This is a genomic window from Terribium retamae, from assembly GCF_022347545.1.
Classification (GTDB): domain Bacteria; phylum Pseudomonadota; class Alphaproteobacteria; order Rhizobiales; family Rhizobiaceae; genus Mesorhizobium; species Mesorhizobium retamae.
The window spans coordinates 129,980-154,357 of sequence record NZ_JAKREW010000005.1 but is presented as its reverse complement, the minus strand read 5'-3'; the positions used below and the strand labels follow the sequence as shown (position 1 = coordinate 154,357).

30 protein-coding genes are annotated in these 24,378 nt (G+C 60.1%); 23 read left to right on the top strand and 7 right to left on the bottom strand.

Annotated features, from left to right (window positions below; genetic code table 11):
* Positions 1–242 precede the first annotated feature (242 nt).
* Entirely contained in the window at positions 243–1,397 is a 1,155-nt protein-coding gene (locus L4923_RS08325) for an AraC family transcriptional regulator (RefSeq protein WP_239363496.1), read from the top strand.
* Between the two features lie 18 nt (positions 1,398–1,415).
* Entirely contained in the window at positions 1,416–1,547 is a 132-nt protein-coding gene (locus L4923_RS30910) for a hypothetical protein (protein WP_275448316.1), read from the top strand.
* A 23-nt stretch (positions 1,548–1,570) separates the two neighbouring features.
* Here the strand turns inward: L4923_RS30910 and L4923_RS08320 are convergent, their stop codons facing one another.
* On the bottom strand, positions 1,571–2,518 hold the full coding sequence (locus L4923_RS08320) for an FkbM family methyltransferase (protein WP_239363495.1): 948 nt from the start codon (positions 2,516–2,518) through the stop codon (positions 1,571–1,573).
* Between the two features lie 496 nt (positions 2,519–3,014).
* Between L4923_RS08320 and L4923_RS08315 the strand changes: the two genes are divergently transcribed.
* From L4923_RS08315 to L4923_RS08295, 5 genes are read left to right on the top strand one after another with little or no spacing between them, the layout of a single operon-like run.
* Positions 3,015–3,950 (top strand): sugar ABC transporter substrate-binding protein, encoded by a 936-nt coding sequence (locus L4923_RS08315; RefSeq protein WP_239363494.1) that lies wholly within the window; start codon positions 3,015–3,017, stop codon positions 3,948–3,950.
* Positions 3,951–4,006: 56 nt separating this feature from the next.
* On the top strand, positions 4,007–5,575 hold the full coding sequence (locus L4923_RS08310; protein WP_239363493.1) for a sugar ABC transporter ATP-binding protein: 1,569 nt from the start codon (positions 4,007–4,009) through the stop codon (positions 5,573–5,575).
* Positions 5,562–6,560 (top strand): ABC transporter permease, encoded by a 999-nt coding sequence (locus L4923_RS08305; protein WP_239363492.1) that lies wholly within the window; start codon positions 5,562–5,564, stop codon positions 6,558–6,560. The genes L4923_RS08310 and L4923_RS08305 overlap by 14 nt, the downstream gene beginning before the upstream one ends.
* A 41-nt stretch (positions 6,561–6,601) precedes the next feature.
* Complete coding sequence (locus tag L4923_RS08300; protein ID WP_239363491.1) at positions 6,602–7,597, top strand: LacI family DNA-binding transcriptional regulator; 996 nt, start codon at positions 6,602–6,604, stop codon at positions 7,595–7,597.
* A 60-nt stretch (positions 7,598–7,657) separates the two neighbouring features.
* Complete coding sequence (locus L4923_RS08295; RefSeq protein WP_239363489.1) at positions 7,658–8,596, top strand: helix-turn-helix domain-containing protein; 939 nt, start codon at positions 7,658–7,660, stop codon at positions 8,594–8,596.
* 65 nt (positions 8,597–8,661) lie between these two features.
* On the opposite strand, the gene L4923_RS08290 is transcribed toward L4923_RS08295, so the two are convergent.
* Positions 8,662–9,450 (bottom strand): 3-hydroxybutyrate dehydrogenase, encoded by a 789-nt coding sequence (locus L4923_RS08290; RefSeq protein ID WP_239363488.1) that lies wholly within the window; start codon positions 9,448–9,450, stop codon positions 8,662–8,664.
* 202 nt (positions 9,451–9,652) lie between these two features.
* Between L4923_RS08290 and L4923_RS08285 the strand changes: the two genes are divergently transcribed.
* Together L4923_RS08285 and L4923_RS08280 are read left to right on the top strand one after the other, a co-directional pair.
* Positions 9,653–10,402 carry an acetoacetate decarboxylase gene (locus tag L4923_RS08285; RefSeq protein WP_239363487.1) on the top strand — a complete coding sequence of 250 codons (750 nt, stop codon included), beginning with the start codon at positions 9,653–9,655 and terminating at the stop codon, positions 10,400–10,402.
* Positions 10,403–10,426: 24 nt separating this feature from the next.
* Positions 10,427–11,587, top strand: coding sequence for a patatin-like phospholipase family protein (locus L4923_RS08280; protein WP_239363486.1), 1,161 nt, complete (start codon positions 10,427–10,429; stop codon positions 11,585–11,587).
* A gap of 26 nt (positions 11,588–11,613) precedes the next feature.
* Here the strand turns inward: L4923_RS08280 and L4923_RS08275 are convergent, their stop codons facing one another.
* Positions 11,614–12,648: a transporter gene (locus L4923_RS08275; RefSeq protein WP_239363480.1), complete on the bottom strand. Its 1,035-nt coding sequence runs from the start codon at positions 12,646–12,648 to the stop codon at positions 11,614–11,616.
* 481 nt (positions 12,649–13,129) lie between these two features.
* Here L4923_RS08275 and L4923_RS08270 point away from each other — a divergent pair, with 481 nt between their 5' ends.
* From L4923_RS08270 to L4923_RS08260, 3 genes are all read left to right on the top strand, one after another.
* Entirely contained in the window at positions 13,130–13,294 is a 165-nt protein-coding gene (locus L4923_RS08270) for a Flp family type IVb pilin (RefSeq protein ID WP_239363477.1), read from the top strand.
* A 182-nt stretch (positions 13,295–13,476) separates the two neighbouring features.
* On the top strand, positions 13,477–13,770 hold the full coding sequence (locus tag L4923_RS08265) for a hypothetical protein (protein ID WP_239363476.1): 294 nt from the start codon (positions 13,477–13,479) through the stop codon (positions 13,768–13,770).
* A 145-nt stretch (positions 13,771–13,915) separates the two neighbouring features.
* Positions 13,916–14,464: an NUDIX hydrolase gene (locus L4923_RS08260; protein WP_239363475.1), complete on the top strand. Its 549-nt coding sequence runs from the start codon at positions 13,916–13,918 to the stop codon at positions 14,462–14,464.
* A 42-nt stretch (positions 14,465–14,506) separates the two neighbouring features.
* Here L4923_RS08260 and L4923_RS08255 read toward each other — a convergent pair whose 3' ends face one another.
* Both L4923_RS08255 and L4923_RS08250 read right to left on the bottom strand, forming a co-directional pair.
* Entirely contained in the window at positions 14,507–15,052 is a 546-nt protein-coding gene (locus L4923_RS08255; RefSeq protein WP_239363474.1) for a GNAT family N-acetyltransferase, read from the bottom strand.
* A gap of 116 nt (positions 15,053–15,168) precedes the next feature.
* Positions 15,169–15,369, bottom strand: coding sequence for a YdeI/OmpD-associated family protein (locus L4923_RS08250; RefSeq protein WP_239363473.1), 201 nt, complete (start codon positions 15,367–15,369; stop codon positions 15,169–15,171).
* Between the two features lie 134 nt (positions 15,370–15,503).
* On the opposite strand from L4923_RS08250, the gene L4923_RS08245 reads away from it, so the two are divergent.
* Entirely contained in the window at positions 15,504–15,959 is a 456-nt protein-coding gene (locus L4923_RS08245) for a DUF2214 family protein (protein WP_239363471.1), read from the top strand.
* Between the two features lie 10 nt (positions 15,960–15,969).
* On the opposite strand, the gene nth is transcribed toward L4923_RS08245, so the two are convergent.
* On the bottom strand, positions 15,970–16,770 hold the full coding sequence (gene nth, locus L4923_RS08240; protein WP_275448315.1) for an endonuclease III: 801 nt from the start codon (positions 16,768–16,770) through the stop codon (positions 15,970–15,972).
* A 22-nt stretch (positions 16,771–16,792) separates the two neighbouring features.
* Here nth and L4923_RS08235 point away from each other — a divergent pair, with 22 nt between their 5' ends.
* The gene (locus L4923_RS08235; protein ID WP_239363467.1) at positions 16,793–17,287 is read left to right on the top strand and encodes a DUF2244 domain-containing protein; all 495 of its coding nucleotides are present in this window, start codon (positions 16,793–16,795) and stop codon (positions 17,285–17,287) included.
* 157 nt (positions 17,288–17,444) lie between these two features.
* The gene (locus L4923_RS08230) at positions 17,445–18,368 is read left to right on the top strand and encodes a methylated-DNA--[protein]-cysteine S-methyltransferase (protein WP_425530918.1); all 924 of its coding nucleotides are present in this window, start codon (positions 17,445–17,447) and stop codon (positions 18,366–18,368) included.
* 34 nt (positions 18,369–18,402) lie between these two features.
* On the opposite strand, the gene L4923_RS08225 is transcribed toward L4923_RS08230, so the two are convergent.
* Complete coding sequence (locus L4923_RS08225) at positions 18,403–19,308, bottom strand: EamA family transporter (protein ID WP_239363464.1); 906 nt, start codon at positions 19,306–19,308, stop codon at positions 18,403–18,405.
* A 217-nt stretch (positions 19,309–19,525) separates the two neighbouring features.
* Here L4923_RS08225 and L4923_RS08220 point away from each other — a divergent pair, with 217 nt between their 5' ends.
* From L4923_RS08220 to L4923_RS08185, 8 genes are all read left to right on the top strand, one after another.
* Positions 19,526–20,434 (top strand): ribokinase, encoded by a 909-nt coding sequence (locus L4923_RS08220; protein WP_239363461.1) that lies wholly within the window; start codon positions 19,526–19,528, stop codon positions 20,432–20,434.
* Position 20,435: 1 nt separating this feature from the next.
* Positions 20,436–21,908 (top strand): amidase, encoded by a 1,473-nt coding sequence (locus L4923_RS08215; RefSeq protein WP_239363460.1) that lies wholly within the window; start codon positions 20,436–20,438, stop codon positions 21,906–21,908.
* An 86-nt stretch (positions 21,909–21,994) separates the two neighbouring features.
* The gene (locus L4923_RS08210) at positions 21,995–22,318 is read left to right on the top strand and encodes an ArsR/SmtB family transcription factor (RefSeq protein WP_239363459.1); all 324 of its coding nucleotides are present in this window, start codon (positions 21,995–21,997) and stop codon (positions 22,316–22,318) included.
* Positions 22,315–22,734: an SRPBCC family protein gene (locus L4923_RS08205; protein ID WP_239363457.1), complete on the top strand. Its 420-nt coding sequence runs from the start codon at positions 22,315–22,317 to the stop codon at positions 22,732–22,734. The genes L4923_RS08210 and L4923_RS08205 overlap by 4 nt, the downstream gene beginning before the upstream one ends.
* A gap of 44 nt (positions 22,735–22,778) precedes the next feature.
* Positions 22,779–23,000: a hypothetical protein gene (locus tag L4923_RS08200; RefSeq protein ID WP_239363455.1), complete on the top strand. Its 222-nt coding sequence runs from the start codon at positions 22,779–22,781 to the stop codon at positions 22,998–23,000.
* 11 nt (positions 23,001–23,011) lie between these two features.
* Complete coding sequence (locus L4923_RS08195; RefSeq protein WP_239363452.1) at positions 23,012–23,482, top strand: DUF1801 domain-containing protein; 471 nt, start codon at positions 23,012–23,014, stop codon at positions 23,480–23,482.
* A gap of 58 nt (positions 23,483–23,540) precedes the next feature.
* Positions 23,541–23,879, top strand: a complete 339-nt coding sequence (locus tag L4923_RS08190) for a YciI family protein (protein ID WP_239363449.1) — start codon at positions 23,541–23,543, stop codon at positions 23,877–23,879.
* A gap of 5 nt (positions 23,880–23,884) precedes the next feature.
* Positions 23,885–24,313, top strand: a complete 429-nt coding sequence (locus tag L4923_RS08185; protein WP_239363445.1) for a DUF1801 domain-containing protein — start codon at positions 23,885–23,887, stop codon at positions 24,311–24,313.
* The last annotated feature ends 65 nt before the right edge of the window (positions 24,314–24,378 follow it).

The following is a 24,378-nucleotide window of genomic DNA, read 5'->3' as shown; positions in this document are numbered from 1 at the left end:
TTAGAGCATATGTTCGGAAGAGTGTCGTTATCTTTGAATCCGAGAAATTATCCTGGTGTACATTTCTCTTGATCGAAATAAGCGGCGGCGCGCGACCGAAATACGGCTCGCCTCGGTTGACTACGCCAGCACAAACCGCCGCGAAAAATCGAACGAGCGCGCGCGGGATGGACTTTTGCTCTGCAACTTTTTGAATGGTTGCAACGTTTATCCGGCAAGGTGATCAGGGTTGGAGGAACTGAATGAGGGATCGTTCAGACCAGCCTAACGGATCGAACGCTTCGCCCAACTCCGCATGGGCGCCTGGCGTGGAGCGGCGTCGTTGGCCGCGCGAACCCGATCCGGGACAAGATGCGGTTGCCTTTACTCCGCCAGCGCTTACGCCGTTATATTTCTCAACAGCGCCGCTTGAGCCCGCCGAGCAATTCGCTGTCTGGCGCTCGCACCTGGAACCCATCGTCGAGGTCAGCCTTCCCGATGGGGTGGCATTACAGGACGGTTTTTCCGCCGAACATACGGCTTGGAACCTCGGCAAGATGCTGCTCGTGCGACAGCAGACGGATGCCTATCGTTATACGCGATCCGCTGAAAAATTGCGTTCGAGTTCGATAGACCACTGGTATATCGGCATTCCGCACAAGGGGCACGCATGGACTGAGGTGGATGGTCATGTCGTGGAAAGCCGTCGCGACACGGTAACCTTTCGGTCGCTGGGCCATCCCTACCGAGGACGGGCCACCGAAAGCGACGTCACTTTGCTTTACATGCCATACGATCTCTTCGCTGGTCACGCCGGCATGCTGGTTGCAGCCAACAATTCGGTCTTCTCGGGTAATTATGCGACCCTTCTGATCGACTATATCAGCAGCGTTGAAGCAAGACTGCCAACGCTGGTAGCCAACGACCTTGCCAAGATCGTATTCACGATACGGGATATGCTTGTCACCTGCCTGGCAGAGGCAGCAGGCAGTCGCCAAAGCGACGTCAATCCGTTGACGCTGAGCACGATGGAGCGGGTACACCACTACATCCACAGCAATCTCCGCGCCCAAAACCTCAACCCCGACAGCATTTCGCGCGCAATGGGTATTTCCCGCACCCGTCTTTACCAGCTGTTCGAGGCAAGCGGCGGCGTTCTCAACTACATCCGCAAGAAACGCCTTCAGGATGCCTATGCAGCACTCAGCGATCCGGTCAACAACCAACGCATCTTGGATATTGCCGAGGAAGCTGGGTTCGACGTCGCCGCAAATTTCACGCGCGCGTTTATCCACGAATTCGGACTGAGCCCGAGCGAAGTTCGAAAGACGGCTGCCGGCCAGCTACCTGCCACCGTTCACGGCGATCAATCGCCAACGCCCACTTTCGAGAAATGGCTGCGGGAATTAGGACGCTGATTTGAGGGTCGGAACGGAGTGGCCGTTGGTATCGACGCCCGCATCTCCGACACAGGACTCACCGAAACGCTTCCACCTTCCGAAGCGCTCGACCAGAAAGCCCTGAAGATGTGGTCGAAAGCCTGGAATCGGGCCAAGGGCCTCGAGTAGGTCATGTGCCCGCAGCAATCTGCTTAAGCCTGGATCAGCTTCTCCAGGCGTTCGATCCAGAACGGACTGCGCGTGGCAACTATATCGTAGCCGAAACGACGCGATTTCTTGATATCCGCCAATTGTTCCGGTGCCGTAATTTCGCGGCGCCGGCCATGCCCTAGCCAGAAAGCACGCAGTTTCAACACATCAAGCACATGATGTGTCGTGGCGTGGTCGAGATCGGAACCATGATCCTCGTAGACGAACACGGCATCGCCGGCGAGCAATCCCCTGGCGCCGGAGAATGCGGCTATTTCCACGCCCTCGACATCGAGTTTGACGATGAATTTGTCGCGCCCCGCAAACAGCGGCAGTGTCGCCAGATCATCGACACTGACCGTGTCGCATTCAAGTATGGGCTCTGAGCCATCGGCAGGGTCGACGGCGGTACGCGCCTCATGCTTGGCGCCGAAAATGCGTACACGTTCGCCGCTTACCGCGCCGATCGCCCGATTCAGCGCAACAAATCGACCGCCATTGAGAACGCAATTGTCTTCCAGAACCTTGAATGTGTCGGCCGCCGCCTCGACCGCCACCGCCGGCTGAGCCCCACTCGCCAGGATTGACCAGTAGCCATAGTTCGCACCGCCGTCGATGAAGCCGTAATCGACGTCACGCACTGCGTCGAGCAGGGTCAGCATCGAGCGCTCATACGAATACCCAGGCAATAGCAGGATCGACCAGTAGGGGTCGCAGTAAGGAACGCGCATCGATGCGTCGGGCGTCAGCGTAAAGACCATCGGCCGCTTGCTTGGCAGCAAGGCGCGGACGGTACGCGCCACATAGGAAAAGCCGAACTGGCGTAACGGCAAAAGAATTCGCATGGCCAGCCGCAACGTCCGCAAGGCCACGATCTCATGCAGGTTCGCGCCTTCTATGCGGCCGCTCTGCGCGTCGACGACAATGTCTTTTGCCAGTGGCTCCAACATACGCGGCTCAATATCCGAGATCGCCTCCAAATACGATGCCACCTGCACACCCCAAGACCACTTTCCCGATTGCGTCTCTTACCACTCATTCCATAGATCACGTTTCCGGCGTTCCTGCTCGGAAACCAATTGTTAACCTTACCAGCGAGCGACGCGCCGGTCAGGCAAGATCGCCGTCGGACAACCCGCCCTTCGTGCAATGAGATAAGGCGGGCAATGAATACGTATTCCACGACCTCCATCATGAAAATAACCGCCCCTTCCGCATGGTACGCTTGGAGGCTCCAAAAGCAGTGAAAACCGCGGGCTTGTCGGCGGTTTCCTTTTATCGAAAATATGTACTTCCCGACTTTCAAATATCCCTCGCGGTCAACGATGGCGGATTGATCGCCCCGGCTCCAAGCTGGGCATCCTTGACAACTCTGCCGGAAGTTTGCGATGAAACGTTTCATCGCGACCGGGAGGAAAGGACGCGATGGCAATCGTGGAGGATAGAATGAAGTTCGGAAAAATTATCGCCGCCGGCATCCTGGCGGCCTCGCTGACCGTGCCTGCCGTCAGCTTCGCCGCCGACAAGCCCGTTGTCGGCCTGGTCATGAAGTCTCTCGCCAACGAATTCTTCAAAAACATGCTGGAAGGCGCCAAGACGCATGAAGCCAAGCGCGGCGACTACACGCTGAAGGCTGTCGGCATGCAATCCGAAACCGACATCGAGACCCAGATCAACGCCGTCGAAAGCTTCATCACCGAAAAAGTGGATGCAATCGTCGTGGCGCCGGCGGATTCCCGGGCGCTGGTGCCGCCGCTCAAGCGCGCGATGGAAGCCGGCATCACCGTCGTGAACTTCGACGTTGCACTGGACGAGAAGGCCAAGCAGGAAGCCGGTGTCGAACTTGCTTTCGTCGGCCCCGACAACCGCGCCGGTGCCAAGATGGCTGGCGATGCTCTCGCCAAGAAACTTGGCGAAGGCGCCAAGGTGGTCATAATCGAGGGCAATCCCGGTGCCGACAACGCCACCCAGCGCAAGCTCGGTTTCGAGGATGCCGTCAAGGAAGGCAAGCTGGACCTGATCGATTCCCGCACTGCCCACTGGGAAACCGAGGAAGCGAACTCCGTCTTCGCCAACATGTTCACCGCCAACCCCGACATCAAGGGTGTGATGGCCGCTAACGACTCCATGGCCGTCGGCGTCGTCAAGGCAATCGAGGCCGCCGGCAAGAGCGGGCAGATCGAAGTTGTCGGCTTCGACAACATCCCGGCGGTGCAGCCGCTGCTCAAGGAAAAGAAGATGCTGGCGACGGTCGATCAGTTCGGCCAGCAGATGGCGGCCGACGCCATCGACAAGGCACTTGGCGTCCTGAAAGGCGGCGCGCCGCTCAAGGGCTGGGTCAAGACCGACATCAAGCTCGTCACTTCGGACGACGTGAAGTAACCTCCTCGACCTGCTGCCGCGCCTTTCACCGGGCGTGGCAGCAGAAGGCGGAACCCATGGCAAATCCAATGCAAAGTGCTGCCGTTCGGACAGCGACGGCTGAGGCGCGTCCGGTGCTCGAATTGGCGGATGTTCGCAAACGCTTTGGCGGCGTCGTCGCGTTGAACGGCGTCTCCTTCTCGCTACGGGCTGGCGAAGTACACGCGCTGGTCGGTGAGAACGGCGCCGGCAAATCGACGCTCATCAAGATCCTGTGCGGCATCGTCAAGCGAGATGGCGGCAACATCGTCCTGGACGGGGAATCTTATGAACCTCATTCTCCGGCCGATGCCAAGGCGCATGGCATTCAGGTCGTGCACCAGGAATTCAATCTGCTGCCCTATCTGTCAGTGGCCGAAAACATCTGTTTCGAGGACATTCCGCGCAAACGTTTCGGTGTCGTCGACTACAAGGCCGTCTACGAAAAAGCCCGCCAGGCTCTGACGCGCATCGGCCTGGACGACATCGACGTCCGACGCCCCGTCGAAACGCTCGGCGTTGCACATCGCCAACTGGTCGAGATCGCCCGTGCGTTGATGGGGGAAAGCCGCATCCTGATCCTCGACGAGCCGACCGCGACATTGACAGCGCGCGAGACCGAACGCCTCTTCGCCATCATCGATGGCCTGCGCGCCAAGGGCGTCGCCATTGTTTTCGTGTCGCACCACCTCAACGAGGTTTTTGCCAATTGCGATCGTGTCACGGTGCTGCGCAACGGCGAATCCGTGATGACCGCGGACATTGCCGACACGACGCAGGAGAAACTGGTTGCGTCAATGGTCGGGCGCCAACTTGCCGCGCAGATGGCCGAGATACGCAAGCTGGATGCCAGCAGCCGCATCGCGTTGGCGCTGAAGAACTTTCGTCATCCGGCGTCGCCGCATGCCGACGGCGTTTCCCTCGATTTGCGCTATGGCGAAATCCTCGGCATCGCCGGCCTGGTCGGCGCCGGCCGTACCGAGTTGCTGCGGTCGATCTTCGCCGCTGACCTGCCCCTGTCCGGGACACTCGAGCGCGACGGTCAGCCGCGCAGCTATACCAGTCCCAAGGCTGCGATCCGCGACGGCATCGGATTCCTGACGGAAGACCGGAAGGAAGAGGGTCTGATCCTCGCCATGTCCATCGCCGCCAATGTCAGCCTGGCCAATCTGCGCAAGATCTCGCGCGCAGGCCTGCTCGATGCGGGTGCGGAGACGCAACTGACAGAAAAGCTCGGCAAGGAGATCAAGCTGAAATACGGGAAGACTGCCGATCCGGCCTCGACACTGTCGGGCGGCAACCAGCAGAAGGTGGTTCTGGCCAAATGGCTGGCCAACGATCCCAAGATCCTGCTGCTGGACGAGCCGACGCGCGGTGTCGATGTCGGCGCCAAAGCAGAGATTTACGCGCTGTTGCGCGGTCTCGCCGACAAGGGGCTGGCCTTGCTTGTCGTATCTTCCGAACTGCCTGAACTGATCACGCTCTGCGATCGCATCCTGGTGATGTCCAAACATCGCATCGCCGGTGAGGTCGCGCGCGAGGACTTCTCCGAAGAGCGGATCCTTTCCCTCGCCTACAAGGACGAGAACAATCATGGACGCCACTGAATTCAACAGCGCCTCAACCGGCTCGCTCGGCACCACCGCCAAGACCGTGCTGCGAGAGGCAGGGATCGGCATTGCGCTGATCGTGCTGATCATCGTCTTCTCGCTGAGCACGCAGCACTTTCTGACATCATCGAATGTGACCAATATCCTGACTCAGGTGACGATCAACCTCGTGCTCTCGATCGGCATGACCTTTGTCATCCTGATCGGTGGCATCGACCTGTCCGTGGGCTCGGTTCTGGCCTTCGCCGCCGTTGTCGCCGGCACGGTGATGACACTGCCGGGCCTCGATCCTTCGGTTGCCGTCATGCTGGCAACGGCGAGCGCCGTTGCAGCCGGTATCCTGTTCGGTCTGCTGAACGGCCTGGTGAGTGCATGGTGGGGAATCCCCTCCTTCATCGTCACACTGGGAACCCTGAACGTTGCGCGCGGCGCTGCCCTGCAGGTCACAGGCGCCTCGACCATCTATTCCTTCCCGGCCGCCTTCAACGCCTTCGGATCGCAGACGATCTATGGCGTGCCGGTGTTGTTCCTGATCGCGCTGCTGCTTGTAGCGGTCGGTTGGTTCGTATTGACCCGCACCGTGTTCGGGCGCGTTCTTTATGGCATCGGCAACAATGAAGAAGCGACCCGGCTCGCCGGCCACAACGTCTTCTTCTACAAGGTGGCGGCCTTCACCATCTGTGGTGCGGCGGTAGGCATCGGGGCCATCATCTATATGGCGCGCCTCAACATCGCGAGCCCGATCATTGGTATCGGCTTCGAGCTGAACGCCATCGCTGCCGTCATCATCGGCGGTACCAGCCTGAACGGCGGCCGCGGCTCGATCATCGGCACGTTGCTTGGCGCCTGCATCATCGGCGTGCTGGCCAATGGTCTTATCCTGCTTGGCCTCAGCGACTTCATGCGTCAGATGATCACCGGCTTCGTCATCATCCTCGCCGTCATCCTTGACAAATATCGCGAAAGGCTGACCAAGGCCTGAGGGGAGCGGCAGGCAGCCGCAACAATCAGCGGAACTGAACCGTGGTGGTCAATATCAAGGACGTCGCCCGACAGGCGGGGGTTTCAATCGGAACCGTATCGCGTGTGCTGGCCAAGAACGAGACGGTCGGCCCCGCACTGCGCGAAAAAGTCGAGGCGACGATCCGCGAACTCGACTTCAAACCGAACCATGTGGCGCGCGGCCTGCGCCGCCGTCGCACGGACATGATCGGCCTTGTGATCCCCGACATCACCAATCCGTTCTTCGCCGAACTCGCCAAGCATGTCGAAGCCATCGCCTTCCGCTCCGGTCTGTCGGTGCTGCTGTCGATCACCAATGACGATCCTGAGATCGAGGTGGCGCAGATCGAAAGCCTGTTGAAGAGCCGGCCGACGGGACTGATCGTTGTGCCGATCCAGTCCGGGCAATCACAGGGTTGGAAAGGTGATACGTCCACCGTCGTCGTCGACCGCCGTTTGGTAGGCCATGGCCTGCTGTCCGTCGATCATCATGGCGGCGCAGCACTTGCAGCGGACCATCTGATCGGCCTCGGCCACCGCCGCATCGCCTATATCGCCGGACCGGCCGATGCGCCGGTTTCACGGGCACGCCGGGCGGGTTTCGTCGATCATCTCAAAGCCGCTGGCATAGAACCGGAGATTGTCGAAGGCCATTTCGACTATGTTTCCGGTGAAGCGCTCGGACGCCGACTGCTCGACCGCGCACCAGAAAGGCGAGCGACCGCAATCGCGACGGCCAACGACCAACAGGCGATCGGCCTTTTGCGCGCGGCTGACGATCTCGGCATCAAGGTGCCCGACCAGCTTTCCGTCATCGGCTTCGACGACATTCCATTGGCCAGCTTGATAACCCCTCGCCTCACCACCATCGGCCAGCCGGTCGAAGAGATCGCCAAACGGGCCGTTGCGGCAGCACTCGACGGGAGCGGAGCAGCCGCAGGCAAGGACGATTTGTTGTCCGGAGTGCTTGTCGTGCGCAATTCAACGGCTGCGGTCGGCGTGGAAATCTCAGCCTAGCGTAAAAAGCCTGTTGAGCGCGCTTGACCCTCCACTTGGTGGAGACGGTAGGACGGTCGCATGAGTGAAAAAATGCACACGATCGGCGACCTTTCACGGCTAAGCGGCGTCTCGGTGCGACGTATCCGCTTCTATTCCGACAAGGGACTGCTGCCACCAACGACCCGGACCTACAGCAACTACCGGGTCTATTCGGATGCGGATGTCGTCCGTCTCGATTTGATCCGGGCGTTGCGGGAAGCCGGCATCGGTCTGGCCGCTATCCGAAATATCCTCTGCCGGCATCTATCGTTGCGAGAGGTCCTGACGGTGCGGCTCGAAACGCTGGAGGCCGAGATCGCATCCCGCCGCCGGATCGCCGCCGTGCTGCGTACCACGCTCAAGATCGACCAACCGACCGAAACCGACTTGAGGAGACTTTGGACGATGACCATCCTGTCCCAGACGCAGATGCAAACAGCAATGGAACGGTTCTACGACAAAGTGGCCGTTCGCGCCGATATGGGCGACGAGTGGAAGCGCCAAATGATCGACGCTTCCATGCCGGAACTGCCGGACGAGCCGGCGGCGCGCCAAATCGATGCCTGGAACGAGATCGCGGCAATGATCACCGACGAGAGCTTCCTGGCGGAAATGCAGGCCGACACCGCCACGATGTGGAACGGTGAATTCGACCCTGGTGCTTATGCGGAAGCAGCAGAGTCGGTCCTGGGCAAGGTCAGGTCTGCCATCGATGAAGGCGAGGACCCGCTTTCGCCGACAGGTGCGGCGATCGCTCGCGAGTGGCTGGAAAAATCGGCGAAGGCGATGCGCCGCAAACCCGACCGCACTTTCCTCGACTGGCATCTTGGCCAGTACCGCAAGCATCATGCCCGCTCGGCGCGCTACCAGGAACTGCTTGCCATTCTGCGCGGTGAGGAGCCGGGCCAAAAATCCGGCAACGAATGGCAATGGATCAATGAGGCAATGACACCACTGCTTGCCTCATCCGATGTCTGATCAGCGCACCGAAACACCCCGGCGCCGGAGCAATCGCTTGCGCCGGAGTGCCCCGATGGCATCAACTACTGAGCAGTCCAGCCGCCGTCGACCGGCAGCGTCGTGCCCGTGATCTGCTTGGCTGCATCCGAGCAGAGGAATACGGAAAGCGCAGCGATTTCTTCCACCGTCACGAATTCCTTGGTCGGCTGGGCGGCAAGCAGCACATCATTCTTGACCTGCTCCTCCGTCATGTTGCGCGCCTTCATCGTATCCGGGATCTGCTTCTCCACCAGCGGCGTCCATACATAGCCAGGCGCGATCGCATTGACGGTCACGCCGTGCTGCGCGGCTTCGAGCGCCACCGTCTTGGTGAGACCGGCAATGCCATGCTTGGCGGAGACATAGGCCGACTTGAAAGGCGAAGCGACCAAGGCGTGGGCGGAGGCGGTATTGATGATGCGCCCCCATTTCCGCGCCTTCATGCCGGGCAGTGCTGCCTTGATTGCATAGAAGGCCGCAAGCAGGTTGATGCGGATGATCGCTTCCCACTTGTCGTCGGGAAATTCCTCGATCGGCGCAACAAACTGGATACCGGCATTATTGACCAGGATGTCGAGGCTGCCGAAGGCTTTCTCAGCCTCCTGCACCATGGCGGTCACTTCCTCGCCCTTCAGCATGTTGGCGCCGGAATAGCGGCACTGGACACCGAAATCCGCTTCGATCGCCACGCGCTCCTTCTCGATCTCGCCAGGATCGCCCAGTCCATTGATGGTGATGTTGGCGCCTTCGGCGGCGAAGGCTCTGGCGATGGCAAGACCAATGCCGCTGGTCGAACCGGTGACGAGCGCGTTCTTAGAAGTCAGGGAACCCATGATGATCTCTTGGCTGGCGGTTGAGGGTGACATTCTAACTAGGTGCATTGCAGCAAGTTTCCATCACAAACATGTGTCGACTTGACTCCGGAACCGACAAACGACTGAAATCGTTCATCGACCCGACACAAACCCGTCATGCTGCCATGCAACATGACATCTGTGTTTCTGATGTGACATCCGTCAATCCCGAGGTGACAGCTTGGAAATCGCCGACGTCGTGAAGCGCGCCTACGCCATGCCGCTGACCAATCCATCCTTCCCGCCCGGCCCCTATCGTTTCTTCGACCGCGAATATGTCATCATCACCTACCGCACCACGCGCGAAGCGCTGGAGGCGGTGGTGCCGGCGCCGCTAGAGATCGATGGCGAGCCACTGGTGAAATACGAATTCATCCGCATGCCGGATTCCACCGGCTTCGGCGACTACACAGAGAGCGGCCAGGTCATCCCGGTGCGCTTCAACGGCGAACATGGTGTCTATGTGCATTCCATGTATCTCGATGACGATGCTCCCATCGCTGGCGGCCGTGAGTTGTGGGGCTTCCCGAAAAAACTGGCCAATCCGAAGATCGTCAACGAAGGCGAAGTCGTGGTTGGCACATTGCACTACGGTTCTGTGCTCTGCGCCACCGGTACGATGGGCTACAAGCACCATGAAGCCGACCGCGACCAGGTGATGGCTGCGCTGACCGCGCCCAACTTCCTGGTCAAGATCATTCCGCATGTCGATGGCACGCCGCGCATTTGCGAACTCGTACGCTATCACCTGACCGATATCGCACTGAAGGAAGCCTGGACGGCTCCCGCTGCTCTCGACCTGCGTCCGCATGTGATGGCTGATGTGGCTCGCTTGCCGGTGCTCGAAGTGGTTTCTGCGCTGCATTTCACAGCCGACCTCACGCTCGGCCTCGGCGAGGTCGTCTACGACTATCTCGCCGGCGCACGCTGATTTTATGATTTGCCGGAGTTGACCATGCTGGACCGCAATCGGGCAAAGGCAAACATCGCGACTATCCAGGAAATCGCTTCGCAATATGACCGCGTTGCGCTCGTCCTGCAGGGCGGCGGTGCGCTCGGCGCCTATCAGGCCGGCGTCTACCAGGCCTTGTCCGATGCCGGCTGTGAGCCCACCTGGCTCTCCGGGGTTTCGATCGGCGCGATCAACGCATCGATCATCGCCGGCAATGAGCCCAGCCGCCGCCTGCAAAGGCTTGAACAGTTCTGGCAGACGATCTCCGGTCGCAAGATCTGGGCCTACACGCCTGAGGGCGATATCTATCGTGACATCCGCAACCGCACGAGTTCCTGGATGACGATGACGATGGGGCAGCCCGGTTTCTTCAAGCCGCGCTTTCCCAATCCGTGGCTCGAGCCGCCGGGTGCCGAAGGTGCCACCAGCTTCTATGACACCACCGAACTGAAAGAGACGCTCGAGCGGCTGATCGACTTCGATGTACTCAACGACGGCCGAAAACGTCTCAGTGTCGGTGCCGTCAATGTGCGCACAGGCAACTTCGTCTATTTCGATACCGACAAGGTGCGGATCGGCCCGGAGCACATTATGGCCTCCGGCGCCCTGCCCCCGGCCTTTCCGGCAATCCGCATCGAGGGCGAATACTACTGGGACGGCGGCATCGTCTCGAACACGCCGCTGCAATATCTGCTCGATCAGGAAGAGGACCGCAGTTCGCTGGTTTTCCAGGTCGACCTGTTCAGCGCGCGCGGCGTCCTGCCCCGCGGCATGCCGGATGTGCTGTCGCGCCACAAGGACATCATGTACTCGAGCCGCACGCGCCAGAACACGGACAATTTCAAGCGTATCCACGATCTGAAGATGCAGCTTCTGGATGCGCTCAAGCGCGTCCAAGCCGAGATGCGCTCGCCCGAGGAAGAGCGGCTGATTGCTGATTATTCGGATGCCGGCGTGGTCAACATCATCCACCTTATCTACCAGCATAAGGGTTATGAGGGGCACGCAAAGGACTACGAATTCTCCGGCACCTCGATGCGCGAGCACTGGGACACGGGACTTGAGGATACGCAGCGCACGCTGCGCCACCATCAGTGGCTGACGCCACCGACGAATGCAGAGGGCGTGGCGATTCATGATCTGCATCGGGAAGACCCGACCTGACCATGGCAATCTGAAGTTCCGAGTAGTCAGAAACGCAGGCTGACACCGGCGCGGCGAAGCAGCCAATAGAACAAAGCCGTTGCGCCGATTCCGAGTGCCACGGCCCACCAGAAGCCGCTGCCGCCCTGTGTGAACGGCAAGCCGGCCGTATTCATGCCGAAGACCCCCACAACGAGCGTGCCGGGCAGAAGCAGTGCGCTCATCACCGCCATGGCTTTCAGACTGCGGTTGGATTCGTCGGCCAGTTCAGCCGCCATCTCTTCCTGCAGCAGCCGGGCGCGGTCATTGATCATGACGATTTCGCGGTCCAGCCGCTCAAGCCGTGTCGAAAGGCGCCGCAGCACGGCATGAGCAATCGGGGAAAGCTGCCATTCCTCGCGGTCTTCGTCCTCGAACAGTGCAACCATGCCGGAGACGGGCCGGTGCAGCGAAACCGCCAACCGGCGCACTTCCTTCAGCCGCCGACGCTCGTCGCTCAGCCGCTCGGTGACCAGATTGTCCTCGACCTCATCGAGCTGTCGCGTTGCTTCGGCAAGTCTGAGGCCGGTATTCTTGCAGAAGGCGCCTACAATCGCCTCGAACAGCTCGAAGGCCGTGGCCAGCTTCAATCCATCGCCCAACGCGTGGCGAAGTTGATCAACCCCTTCCAGCGAATGGCGCCGCCCTGTCACCAGCAGCCGCTCGGTGACGGCAAAATGCAGCCGGCCGATCGTGCTCGAGCGTCGCTCGATATCCTTGTGCATGTCAGCCGAAACGCCATGCACCACGCCATCCTCGTGGCCGAGCACCAGACTGTCGTGCCCTTCGAGGATGGCGCGCGATGCGTTAGGCAGCCGGCAGGCATGCCCTACCCAGCCATGCGCACGCTGGTCGACCAGATCGACGTGCAGCCATACCCATCCTTCGTCGGCGGCAAGGGCAGCTTCGATATCCTTCGGCGCCAGGGCGGTCGCGGGCTGGCCGGGCAGCGAACGATAGGCGAAGACCAGACCCGGTACTCGATCGACGTTTTGATGACCTGGAAGATTGAAAAGACGCGCTTCATTCATAGGTGGCAGCATCGATTGATCGGAGCGTGATCCCCAAAATGGACATACGACAAAAACCGTAAGAGGCGCGACGGCTCCGCCGCGCCTGCTTCGCTGACGAAGGCCGGCTAGAACGCCGCGCGCAGCGACACGAACAGAGCGAAGCTAATCACCTCAGGCGTGCAGCATATTGCGCACCGTCGATTAGCCTATTTCGGCTAAGTGAACCTGTTGTGACGCTCGTTGTCGGTCAGAGAGCAGAGGGACGAACGCAGGTATATCGACTCCAGAGCCAGAGGATCGACGACGGTCCAAAATGCAAATCAAACAACATCAATATTACTATTATTATTGAAAGTTTTATGTTTTCGTTGTCGCTTTGTTAAGCAAGCGATTGATCTACACTTTGTTTACCATTCCGCTTAACCGGTCTGCAATTGAAGCCTCGCAAGATGGGCCACGGTTCGAAAAGAGACCGTCGAACAAACGTCACAACCGGGCAAAGGGTACCACCATGACCAATCTTCTTTCGCGCTTCATCAAGGATGAATCGGGCGCGACCGCCATCGAATATGGCCTGATCGCCGCACTCATCGCGCTCGCGATCATCACCGGCGCCACCGCAATCGGCACGAATCTGAGCACCAAGTTCAACAAGATCGCGTCCGAACTCAAATAATACAAGGTCTTAGCCTGCCCGGCTGCCGACCGGGAGCGATTGTGGGCCGCCTAAAGGCGGCCCTTATCGTTTTGTCTTCTCACCCTTCTATCTTTAAAACTCGGCGCCTTGGACCATTTCGTGCGCCGCCCTATATACGTGCTGCTGATCCGATCAGGCATTCGAACGATGTGGCGGCGAAGATGAAGCTGAAATTTGCGACAGTTGTTCTGGGATTTGCGATGGCCACGGCTGTCACCTTGCCGACCAACGCGCAATCCCTCCAGCCAGTACGCCCGGGCGTGAACTCGATCGGCCAGGCCGATCTTCAGGCGCTTCGCAATCAGCTTCAGCGCCAACAGTTCCAGCAGCAGCAACAGATCTACCGTGAGATCGACAGGCAGAACATCACGCCTCCGCAAACGGTTGCTCCCGCGGTGCGCCAGCCCTGCCAGTCCTCAGCCAATGGCGGTAACGCTGTAGGCGGGTGTCGCTGACGGAATGATACGCGATTTGATTAGCCGTCTATAATAATTCTATATTGTGGTTTAAGCATGCGAGCCACACGCTCGCGAGCGACATTTATGGTAGTTTGAAGAGAAGACCCTCCTGAACCGCCAGGCGGATCAAGCTGGAAATGGAATGGCGGCTACCAAGAAGAAGAGCGGGCGCGAAAACGCGTCCAAAAGCAATAGGTCTGCCGCCCCGACTGCCACCAAACCGTCGGTTGCAAAGCCATTGCCGAAAAAGCAGGCTGTAGAGCAAGCCAAGAAAGGCAAGATCATCCGGCAAGTCGCTGCCATTCCCTATCGCCAGGGAGCCGATGGCGGCATCGAAGTGATGCTGGTGACCTCGCGCCAGACGCAACGCTTCATTGTCCCGAAGGGTTGGCCCATGCCGGGCAAAAGCGGGCGCAAGGCTGCCACCATCGAAGCTAGGGAAGAGGCTGGCGTCGTCGGCAAGACGCTGAAACAGCCGGCCGGCAGCTTCTCTTACTGGAAACGCCTGACGGCCAGCTTCGCTCGTGTCAATGTCACCGTCTATCTGCTTGCCGTCAGCGAGGAACTGGCCGACTGGCCGGAGGCGCAGACGCGCCAGCGCGCCTGGCTCAAGGCGGAGGACGCTGCGATGCTCATTGACGAGCCGGAACTGGCGACACTTCTAAAAACCCTCAGCATTCCTGCCGGATAGCCGTTAGACGATCAGCCCGGCGCGGCTGCTTCCCCCACAAGGCTATTTCGCTTGACAGAGCCGCTCGAGAAGTATCGTCGGCTCTCCATGATAGGTCGTGCGCAACATCTCGACGTAACCTGCCAGTCTCGCGACCTTCAGCGAAGGAGCGTTCTCCGGATCGATGATGCAGACGGTTCGGGCTCCGTCGAAAGTCCCGTCGGCCCAATCGACCATGCGCGCAACCACCTCACTGGCGATTCCCTTGCCATGCGCCTCGGGAGCCAGCACCCACCCGGCTTCGGGAATACCTTCCAGCGATGGTTTGATGTCTCGCTTCATATCGTGGAAACCGGCTTCGCCGATGAAATTCCCGGTCGCTTTGTCTTCGATCGCCCAGTAACCGTAGCCGACCAATGACCACAGCCCCGCATGGCGCAGGAAACGCATCCAGCTTTCTTCACGTGTGCGCGCCTTGCCCCCGATGAAGCGGCATATGATGGGATCCGCCCACAAGCGCGCATAAGCGTCAAAGTCATCCAGAGCGTGGGCACGCAGGATGGTCCTTTCGGTTTCAAGGAGCGGAGCAGTACGCATTGCTATCGTCATTGCAGCCTCTTCATCACCGCCGCATCTAGCAAGCGGCGCAGCGCGAACAAGGGCCAGTCCAATCGGCACAGCCCGGCCAGAACCAGTCATGCGGGATATCGGGAGCAGACGATCGTTCAGCCGCGCCAGACCATGTTCATGTAGACACCGCCTCGCTTCAATTCATCCAGCATCTGGTTCAGTCGTTTCAGCCGCGTCTCCTCACGTTTGGCCCGCGCGATCCAGCCAAGATAATCGTTCCTCTGGTAGTCGGGGCGTTCCGCATAAGCGGCTGCCAGTCCACTCCGGTCGAGGGCAGCCCGAACGTCATCGGGCATGGGGTTTGTCGCGCGGGTCAATCTCGTCATGCCGGGACATTTAGCCAGCCCTTCGCACCGGTCAATCGGTTAGCGGCGCCTGGGCTTTTCTTTCCTGACATTGTATGAACGCGGACACGCCGAAGGGGGAGCAGATGGAAACTACGGATCTCGTCCTGACCATTCTGCACCATCTGCTTGCCTTCTCCCTGGCAGGCATCATCGCTGCCGAATTCGTGCTGATACGCAACGAATTGACGCCCGCCACCCTGCGGCGCCTCATGCGCGTCGATCGTCACTACGGTATGCTGGCGATGTTGATCATCATCATCGGCGTCGGCCGCGTCTTCTACGGCCTCAAAGGCTGGGAGTTCTACGTGTACAACTGGGTGTTCTGGGTCAAGATGGCGATCTTTACGACGGTCGGCCTGCTTTCCATCATTCCTACCATCCGTTTCATTGCCTGGAACAGGCAGGCCGGGATGGACAATGCCTTCCGGGTACCGGTCCAGGAACTTGCTTCGGTGCGACGCTACGTCTGGCTGGAAGCGTTGCTTTTCCTGGCAATTCCCGCTTTCGCGGCCGCCATGGCACGCGGATACGGTATCTGATGCCGGCGGCCTAGAGGACTTCACCGACCGGTTCGAGTGGCGCCAGTTCGACCAGCGGCGCGGGAATGGCATTTGTCTTTTCGGCAGCCTTGCAGATGTCGGCAATGACGCAGGCCTTGCAGTCTGGTTTGCGCGCCTTGCAGACATAACGGCCGTGCAGGATCAGCCAGTGATGCGCATGCCGCATGTATTCGTCCGGAATGATACGGATCAGACCTTCCTCGACCTGCTCAGGCGTCTTACCTGGCGCCAGGCCCAGCCGATTGCCGATGCGAAGAATATGCGTGTCCACCGCCATGGTGTGCTGACCGAAAGCCATGTTGAGCACGACATTTGCGGTCTTGCGGCCGACCCCCGGCAGTTTGACAAGTTCGTCACGGCTGTCCGGCACTTCACCGCCATAGTCGACGATCAGCGCCCGGGAAAGCGCAATGACGTTCTTGGCCTTGTTGCGCCATAGGCCGATGGTGCGGATGTACTCCCCCACCTTGGCTTCGCCAAGCGCCAGCATCTTTTCGGGAGTGTCGGCTACCTTGAACAACGACCGGGTCGCCTTGTTGACGCCGGCATCGGTCGCCTGAGCCGACAACACCACCGCCACCAACAGTGTGAAGGCATTCACATGTTCGAGTTCACCCTTCGGCTCGGGCCGTTGCACGGCAAAACGCCGAAAGATCTCATGCACTTCAGCAGGCGTGTAAGCTGATTTGCTGCGTGAAGGCTTTTTTGCCGCTGGCCGGGATGTCCCGGTGCCTTTGGACACGGATCGATTTCCCGGACTGCGACGATCTTTGAGCTTTGGAACTACCATGGGCTTCCTATAATATTAGCCCATGAGCGATACAAATGCCCCTTTCGCTGCCGATGAGCCGATCTTTCAGGCTCTGCTAACGCCGCACCGCTCGCTTGGACGTGCGGGTTTCGCAATCCTGATCGGTGCGCTTCTGCTGTGTTGGGCGGTGACGGGCGTTGTCTTCCTGGCCAACGGTGCCTGGCCGATCTTCGGCTTCTTCGGTCTCGACGTTCTGGCCATTTATGTCGCCTTTCGCCTCAATTACCGTGCCGCCCGCGCTCGCGAGGAGGTTTCGGTCTCGCGCACGGCGCTCGACATCCGAAAAACCGCTCCCTCCGGCAAGACGGAAGAACATCGCTTCAACCCATTCTGGTCGCGGTTCTCTGTGGCACGCCACACCGAAATTGGCATCACTGCCATGGCTGTCGAATCGCGGGGACAAAGCGTGCCGATCGGCGGTTTCCTCAACCCGGACGACCGTGAGAGCTTCGCGACGGCTTTCACCCGCGCACTCGCTTCCGTCAAGGCACGCTGACCTTCGCAGGAAACGGGTGGAGAGCAGCCGGTAAAGCTCCGATATTCGCGCTCAAGAGCACGATCCCGGAAAAGTTGCAGAGTTTCCGGACGAGATCATGCGACGGAACAAGAAGTAGGAGCAGGATGCATTGCGTTCTGCTCCGGGAGAAATTGCCATGAACGCTCATCTCGCTATGAATACCAAAATGCCGATGAAATTCGCCCCGACCCTCGAAAAGGAAATCACGCCTGAAGGCGATGACTACGAGGTGGTGCGTCGCGCCATCGAGAAGATCAGCCTCGATTATCGCGACCAGCCGTCGCTGGAAGCCCTGGCCGAAGAAGTCGGCGAAACCCCGACCGGTCTGCAGAAACTGTTCACCCGTTGGGCCGGCCTGTCGCCCAAGGCGTTTCTGCAAGCCGTCACGCTCGACCATGCTCGGCGGCTCCTCGATGCCGGCATGCCGCTTCTGGAAGCCTCCTTCGAGGTCGGCATGTCGGGCCCCGGTCGCCTCCACGACCTGTTCGTTACGCATGAAGCGATGTCGCCCGGCGACTACAAGACCCGCGGCGTCGGGCTGACGATCCGCTACGGTTTCCACATTTCGCCTTTTGGCATTGCCTTGATCATGGTCACGGACCGCGGCCTTGCCGGCCTTGCCTTCAGCGATGCCGGAGGAGAGCAGGCCGCTTTCAGGGACATGTCGAGCCGCTGGCCAAATGCAACCTATGTCGAGGATATCGGCGCCACGGCACCTTACGCCGCCCGCATCTTCGATCCGGCGCACTGGCGTTCCGATCAACCGCTGCGTGTCGTGATGATCGGCTCGGACTTTCAGATCCGTGTCTGGGAAGCCCTGCTCCGTATCCCGATGGGCAAGGCCTGTACCTATTCTTCGATCGCGGCGGATATTGGCCAGCCGACGGCAAGCCGTGCCGTGGGTGCCGCGGTCGGCGCCAACCCGCTCTCATTTGTGGTGCCCTGCCATCGCGCGCTCGGCAAATCTGGCGCACTGACCGGCTATCACTGGGGCCTGACGCGCAAGCGCGCCATTCTGGGCTGGGAAGCGGGACAGCTTTCGTCCGGCGCGAAGGCATGATGGCGAGTTCATCATAATCGCGTTCCACCCGAGTCTAGGACGTTCGTTGCACCTTCGAAGAGACACGCGCCGTTCCCAGCTTTGCCCCGAAAAGATTGATGCACAGGCCCGCGATGACAAGGCTGGAGGCGACAAGTTTCCAGCCTTGCAGCGGTTCGCCGAGCAGCACGGCAGAGCCGAGGAAGCCGAACACCGGCACGAGCAGCGTGAACGGTGCAACGGTCGATACCGGATACTGTCCGAGCAGCCCAGCCCAGACGGCAAAGCCGAGCAGCGTCGACAAATAGACGATGTAGGCGATCGAGCCGACGGACACCCAGTCAAGATTGCTGAAGCTCGAGACAAGATGATCGGGATCGAGCACCAGAGCCACGACAAGCAGGATCGGCAATGCAAACAGGCTGCCCCAAACCACCAGTCCCAGGACATTGGGGACGGCAGAAAGCTGCGAAATCCGTTTTGAGACGATATTGCCGCCTCCCCATGAGGCTGCCGCCAACACAAGCAGGGCGAGACCGGCAGTCGTCACGTCTCCGCCGACGTTCAACGCCACCACACCGACCCCGCCAAAAGCCAGCAGCGCGCCGGCAAGCTGCCAAACCGTCGGGCGCTCACCGAGAATGATGACCGACAGACCAATGGTGAAGAACACCTGCAGTTGCAGGATAAGAGAGGACAGGCCGGCGCTCATGCCGAGCTTCATGCCCGTAAACAGGAATCCGAACTGCATCGCAAAGATCAGAAGGCCGTAGAGTGCGATCAGGCGCAGCGGGACCTTCGGGCGCGGGATGAAGAACACCCAGGGAAAGGCCGCGAGCGCGAACCGTGCCACACCCAGCGCCAGCGGCGAAACCTGCCTGAGCCCCAGCTTGATGATGGCGAAATTGACGCCCCAGATGAAAACGATGCCGAGGGCCAGCAGGAGATGACGCAGCCGCATGGTTCAATTTTCCTGATGAATTCATTTAAATAATTGAATTTGTTCGCAATTTTACCCACTCAGCAACAAATCCACAAGATGACGCACGTTCCGTCATCTCGACGATGGAATTACGCAGGGGAAGGACGTTCTGGTCACCGGCAAACCAGTTTCCTTCGGTGAGGAGAAACGCTAGGGTCCGCGCAAAAACAAGCCCATAACAATTAGGGGGCCTGCCTTGATCATCACCATCGGTTCCATCAACCTCGATCTGATCGCCACGGTGGAGCGCCTCCCGAGTCCCGGCGAGACAGTGCCTGGAACCTCCTTCACCACGGCTCCTGGCGGCAAAGGAGCCAATCAGGCGCTGGCCGCTGCGCGCGCGGGCGCCAAAGTGCGCATGGTGGGCGCGGTCGGCAAGGATGGTTTTGCCAAGGATGCGCTGGCGCTGCTCGAAGCAGGCCAGGTCGACCTGTCGGCTGTAGCCAGAACACATAGTTCCACCGGCACTGCTCATATCCTTGTCGGCGGCGACGGCGAGAACATGATCGCCGTGGTGGCCGGCGCCAACGACGCCGTGCTGCCGGGCGACATAGCCAAGGCTCAGCTCAAGAAAGGCGATGTGGTGCTGCTTCAGCACGAAATCCCGCTCAAGACCGTGGAGGCCGCTCTGGACGCGGCGCGCGAAATTGGCGCGATCACTGTGCTCAACACCGCTCCTGCCCGCAGCGAAGCGGCCGGATTGCTGGCCAAGGCCGACTATGTCGTGGCCAACGAGACAGAATTCGATCTCTATTGCGAGCCACTCGGATTAACGGGTTCGGATCGCACTGAGCGCATGCGCGCCTTCGCTAGGAAAACCGGCCGAACCATCGTCGTCACCCTCGGCGGCGAGGGTGTGCTGGCGGCAACTGGCGATGAGCTTCTGAAAGTGTCGGCGCTCAAGATCGTTCCGGTGGATACGGTAGGCGCAGGCGATACTTTTTGCGGCTATCTGGCAGCCGCCTTGGAAGCCGGCTTGCCGCTCGAGGCAGCCCTGACGCGAGCGGCGGCGGCGGGTTCGCTCGCCTGCCTGAAGCCGGGTGCCCAGCCGGCGATCCCCTTGGCAGCTGAAGTCGAGGCGGCGCTCGCCCCGGATAACCGCTGACATGACCGACATACGCCCCGCAAGCCGGCATGCCATGCCACCCGCCGGCGGCATCTGTGGTCGGAGCGCTGTCGATCTTGCCGCGGCGATCCGCGAACGCCGGCTTTCCGCGCGCGAAGTCATGACAGCGTTTCTTGATCGTATCGAAGCGATCAATCCAAAGGTCAACGCCATTGTCTCCTTGCGTGATCGCGCAGAACTCCTGGCAGAAGCTGAGGGTGCAGATGTACATCTTGCCGCCGGAGGCGCTGCAGGCCCCCTCTTTGGCCTGCCGATCGCGATCAAGGATCTCGCCCAGACCAAGGGCCTCAAGACCACGTTCGGTTCGCCGATCTTCGCCGATCTTGTGCCGCAGGAAGACGAGTTTTTCGTCGAACGCATGCGCAAGGCCGGCGCCATCATCATCGGCAAGACCAACGTGCCGGAATTTGGCCTCGGCTCCAACACCTACAATCCTGTCTTCGGACCGACGCTCAATGCGTTCGACCCTGGCTGGACGGCTGGCGGATCCAGCGGCGGCGCGGCCGTTGCCCTTGCGCTCGATCTTGTACCGCTGGCCGACGGCAGCGATTTCGGCGGCTCGTTGCGCAACCCAGGCGCCTATAACAATGTCCTCGGCTTCCGCCCCTCGCAAGGGCTGGTGCCTGGCGGTCCCGGCTTCGAGGTCTTCCACGCGCAGATGGGCGTTGAAGGGCCAATGGGCCGCAGCGTGCGCGACATGGCGCTCCTGCTCGATATACAGGCCGGGTACCACCCGCATGCGCCGCTATCATACGATCCGCAGGGATCGTTCCTGAGGAGCATGGCCGAGGGGCCGGCAGCCGGTGGCAGAGTCGGCTGGCTTGCCGATCTCGGTGGCCATCTTCCAATGGAGGACGGCATCCTCGATCTTTGCGAGGCGGCGCTCCGACGATTTGCCAGCGTAGGCTTCGAAATCGAGCCTCTGCTGCCGGATGTCGATTTCGAGGCTTTATGGCAAGCCTTCGTGACGCTGCGCCAGTCTTCCAGCGGCTGCGGACTGAAACTGCTCTATGACGATCCGGCGAAGCGAGCGCTTCTGAAGCCAGAGGCCGTCTGGGAAGCCGAAGGTGCTGCCCGGCTCACGGCGCCGCAGATCCACGCCGCAGCGATGCGACGCACCGCCTGGCATCGCACGCTACTGGGATTGTTTGAGCGTTATGATCTGTTGGTGCTGCCGACAGCCCAGGTGTTTCCCTTCGAGGTGTCCACACACTGGCCACGCGAAGTCGCCGGCCGTCTCATGGACAGCTACCATCGCTGGATGCAGGTCACCGCATTTGCGACACTGGGCGGGTGCCCCGCCGCGAATGTACCGGCGGGTTTCGACGCCAGGGGCAGGCCCATGGGCATGCAGCTGATCGGAAAACCGCGCGGCGACCTTGCCGTTCTGCGCGCTGCTGCAGCCTACGAAGCCGCCCTGCCCTGGAAGATCGGGGCTTCGCCCGAGAATTAACCGTTTCCCGATCCTAAAATCACGCTTGACTAATCCATAGCTCGACAGTTATAAATCAATCCATAGCCAACGGGTTATTGATTTCAATGACGGATGCGCACGACCTGTTGTTCAAAACACTGGCTGACCCGACCAGGCGGGCAATTTTCGAGCGGCTCTGCCGCAGCGGAGAGCAGACGGTCGGCGCCCTGACAACGCATGCCGGCGTCTCGCAGCCCGCTGTCTCGAAACATCTGGGCGTGCTGAAGCAGGCGGGTCTGGTCCGGGACCGGCACGAAGGTCGCCAGACGCACTACAGTGCGCAACTCGGCGCATTGGCCCCGCTAGTCGACTGGACAAAGGAAATGGCCGGCTTCTGGGAAAGTCGCTTCGACGACCTCGAAGACCTGCTGAAAAGGATGGATCAATGAGTGAAACGCGAACCGTGGTCGTTGAACGGGAAATCCCGTTCCCGCCGGAAAAACTGTGGCGCGCGCTGACGCAGCCGCACCTGATCGAGGAGTGGCTGATGAAGAACGATTTCAAACCCGTTGTCGGCCACCGGTTCAATCTTCGGGGTGAATGGGGCGGCGTGCTGGATTGCGAGGTGCTGGCCATCGAGCCGCAAAAGACGCTGTCCTACCGCTGGGACTTCGCCCATGACGATCCGGCCTATGGAATGAAAAGCGTGGTCACCTTCACACTGAAGGCCACGGAGAAAGGAACGCATCTGCGCATGGAGCAGTCGGGCTTCCGGCCGGATCAGAAACAGGCTTTCGGCGGTGCCAAGGCAGGCTGGCAGCAGTTCTTCACAAATCTCGAACAGCTCCTGGCGAAGGGCGGCTAGATCCTGGCCGGCAGGCCATTTCGCTTACTTACCAAGGGGGAACCATGATCTGGAACAAATGGATTCGACAAGGCCATCGCTGGCTGTCGATCATCTTCACCGCCACGGTGGCTGCCAACTTCATCGCCATGGCGATGGGACAGCCACCGGCATGGATCGTTTACGCGCCATTGCCTCCGCTCTTCCTGCTGATGTTCAGCGGGCTCTACATGTTCGTTCTGCCCTACGTCGCCAAGGGCCACGGTAGTCAGCCAACCAGCGGATAGGATCGACAGCCATGCCAGATGGGAAGCCCAAGAAAGCGGGAAAGACCGTTAAACAGTCTGCCAACGCCACTCCAGGAAAGCCGGTTTTGCTCTCCGGCGGCAACCCGCAGATCTCCAAGGGTTATGGCGATGCACCGGTGCAGGCCTACATAGCCGCCGCGCCCGGATGGAAAAGCGATATTACCCGCCGCCTCGACGCCATTATCGAAACCACTGTACCCGGCGTGCGCAAGGCCGTGAAATGGAACTCGCCGCTCTACGGCGCCGCCGACGAAGGCATGGGCTGGTTCCTCGGTATCCATCTCTTCAACAGATATGTGAAAGTATCCTTCTTCCGCGGCGCCTCCTTGAACCCGATCCCACCCGGCGCCTCCAAGCAGAAGGACGTGCGCTACTACGACATTTACGAAGACAAGCTCGATGAAGCCCAATTTGCCGATTGGGTCAGGCAGGCCAGCCGACTGCCGGGCGAAAAGATGTAGTCCACCTGTCGAGACAGGCCCAGTTCCATAACAAAGAGCGATTGATCGAGGAGGAAGAATGCTTTTTCTGGTGTTGATTTATCAGGACGATGCGAAGATGGCGGCGGCAACGAACGACGAACAGGCAGTCCTCGGGCGTGATTATGGCGAATTCAACAGGTTCCTCGCCGAAAGCGGAGCCTTGCGCGGAACAGCAGCGTGGCCTTCTAGCGTCACGACTGTCCGTTCACTTGGTGCCGAGACGCTCGCCAAGGACGGCCCGTACAGCGAGGCGGGAGACAAAGTGGCAGGCTTCTTTCTGATTGAGGTCGAAGATATGCGCGCAGCGCTCGAATTCGCCAAGCGTGTGCCAGGAGTGCAGTATGGCGGCGTCGAAGTTCGGCCAGTGCAGGTATAGCCGTCATGACGAATACAACAGCTCCCGAAAATGCATCCCCTTCTGAGCTGATCGACCAGACCATCAAGGCTTTGGGTGATTGGCGCGGCGAGACGCTCGCCAAGCTTCGCACGCTCATCAAGCAGGCAGACCCCGATGTGGTCGAGGAGGTCAAATGGCGAAAGCCGTCCAATTCGATGCTGGGCGTGCCGGTGTGGGAGCATGATGGAATGATCTGCACCGGCGAGACCTACAAGGCGGCGGTGAAGCTGACATTCGCCAAGGGCGCATCGGTCGAGGACCCTTCGGGAATTTTCAACGCCAGCCTGGAGGGCAATCTGCGGCGTGCCATCGACTTCCATCAGGGTGATGTGATCGATGAAGAGGCATTCAAGGCACTCATCCGTGCTGCCGTGGCTGTGAATATGGCGGGGAAGAAATCGAAGAAGGCTTGAAGCTCGCAGGCCTTATGCGGCGGGGACCTCGACAACTCCTGGCGCTCCTCTTGCACCGCCAAAGG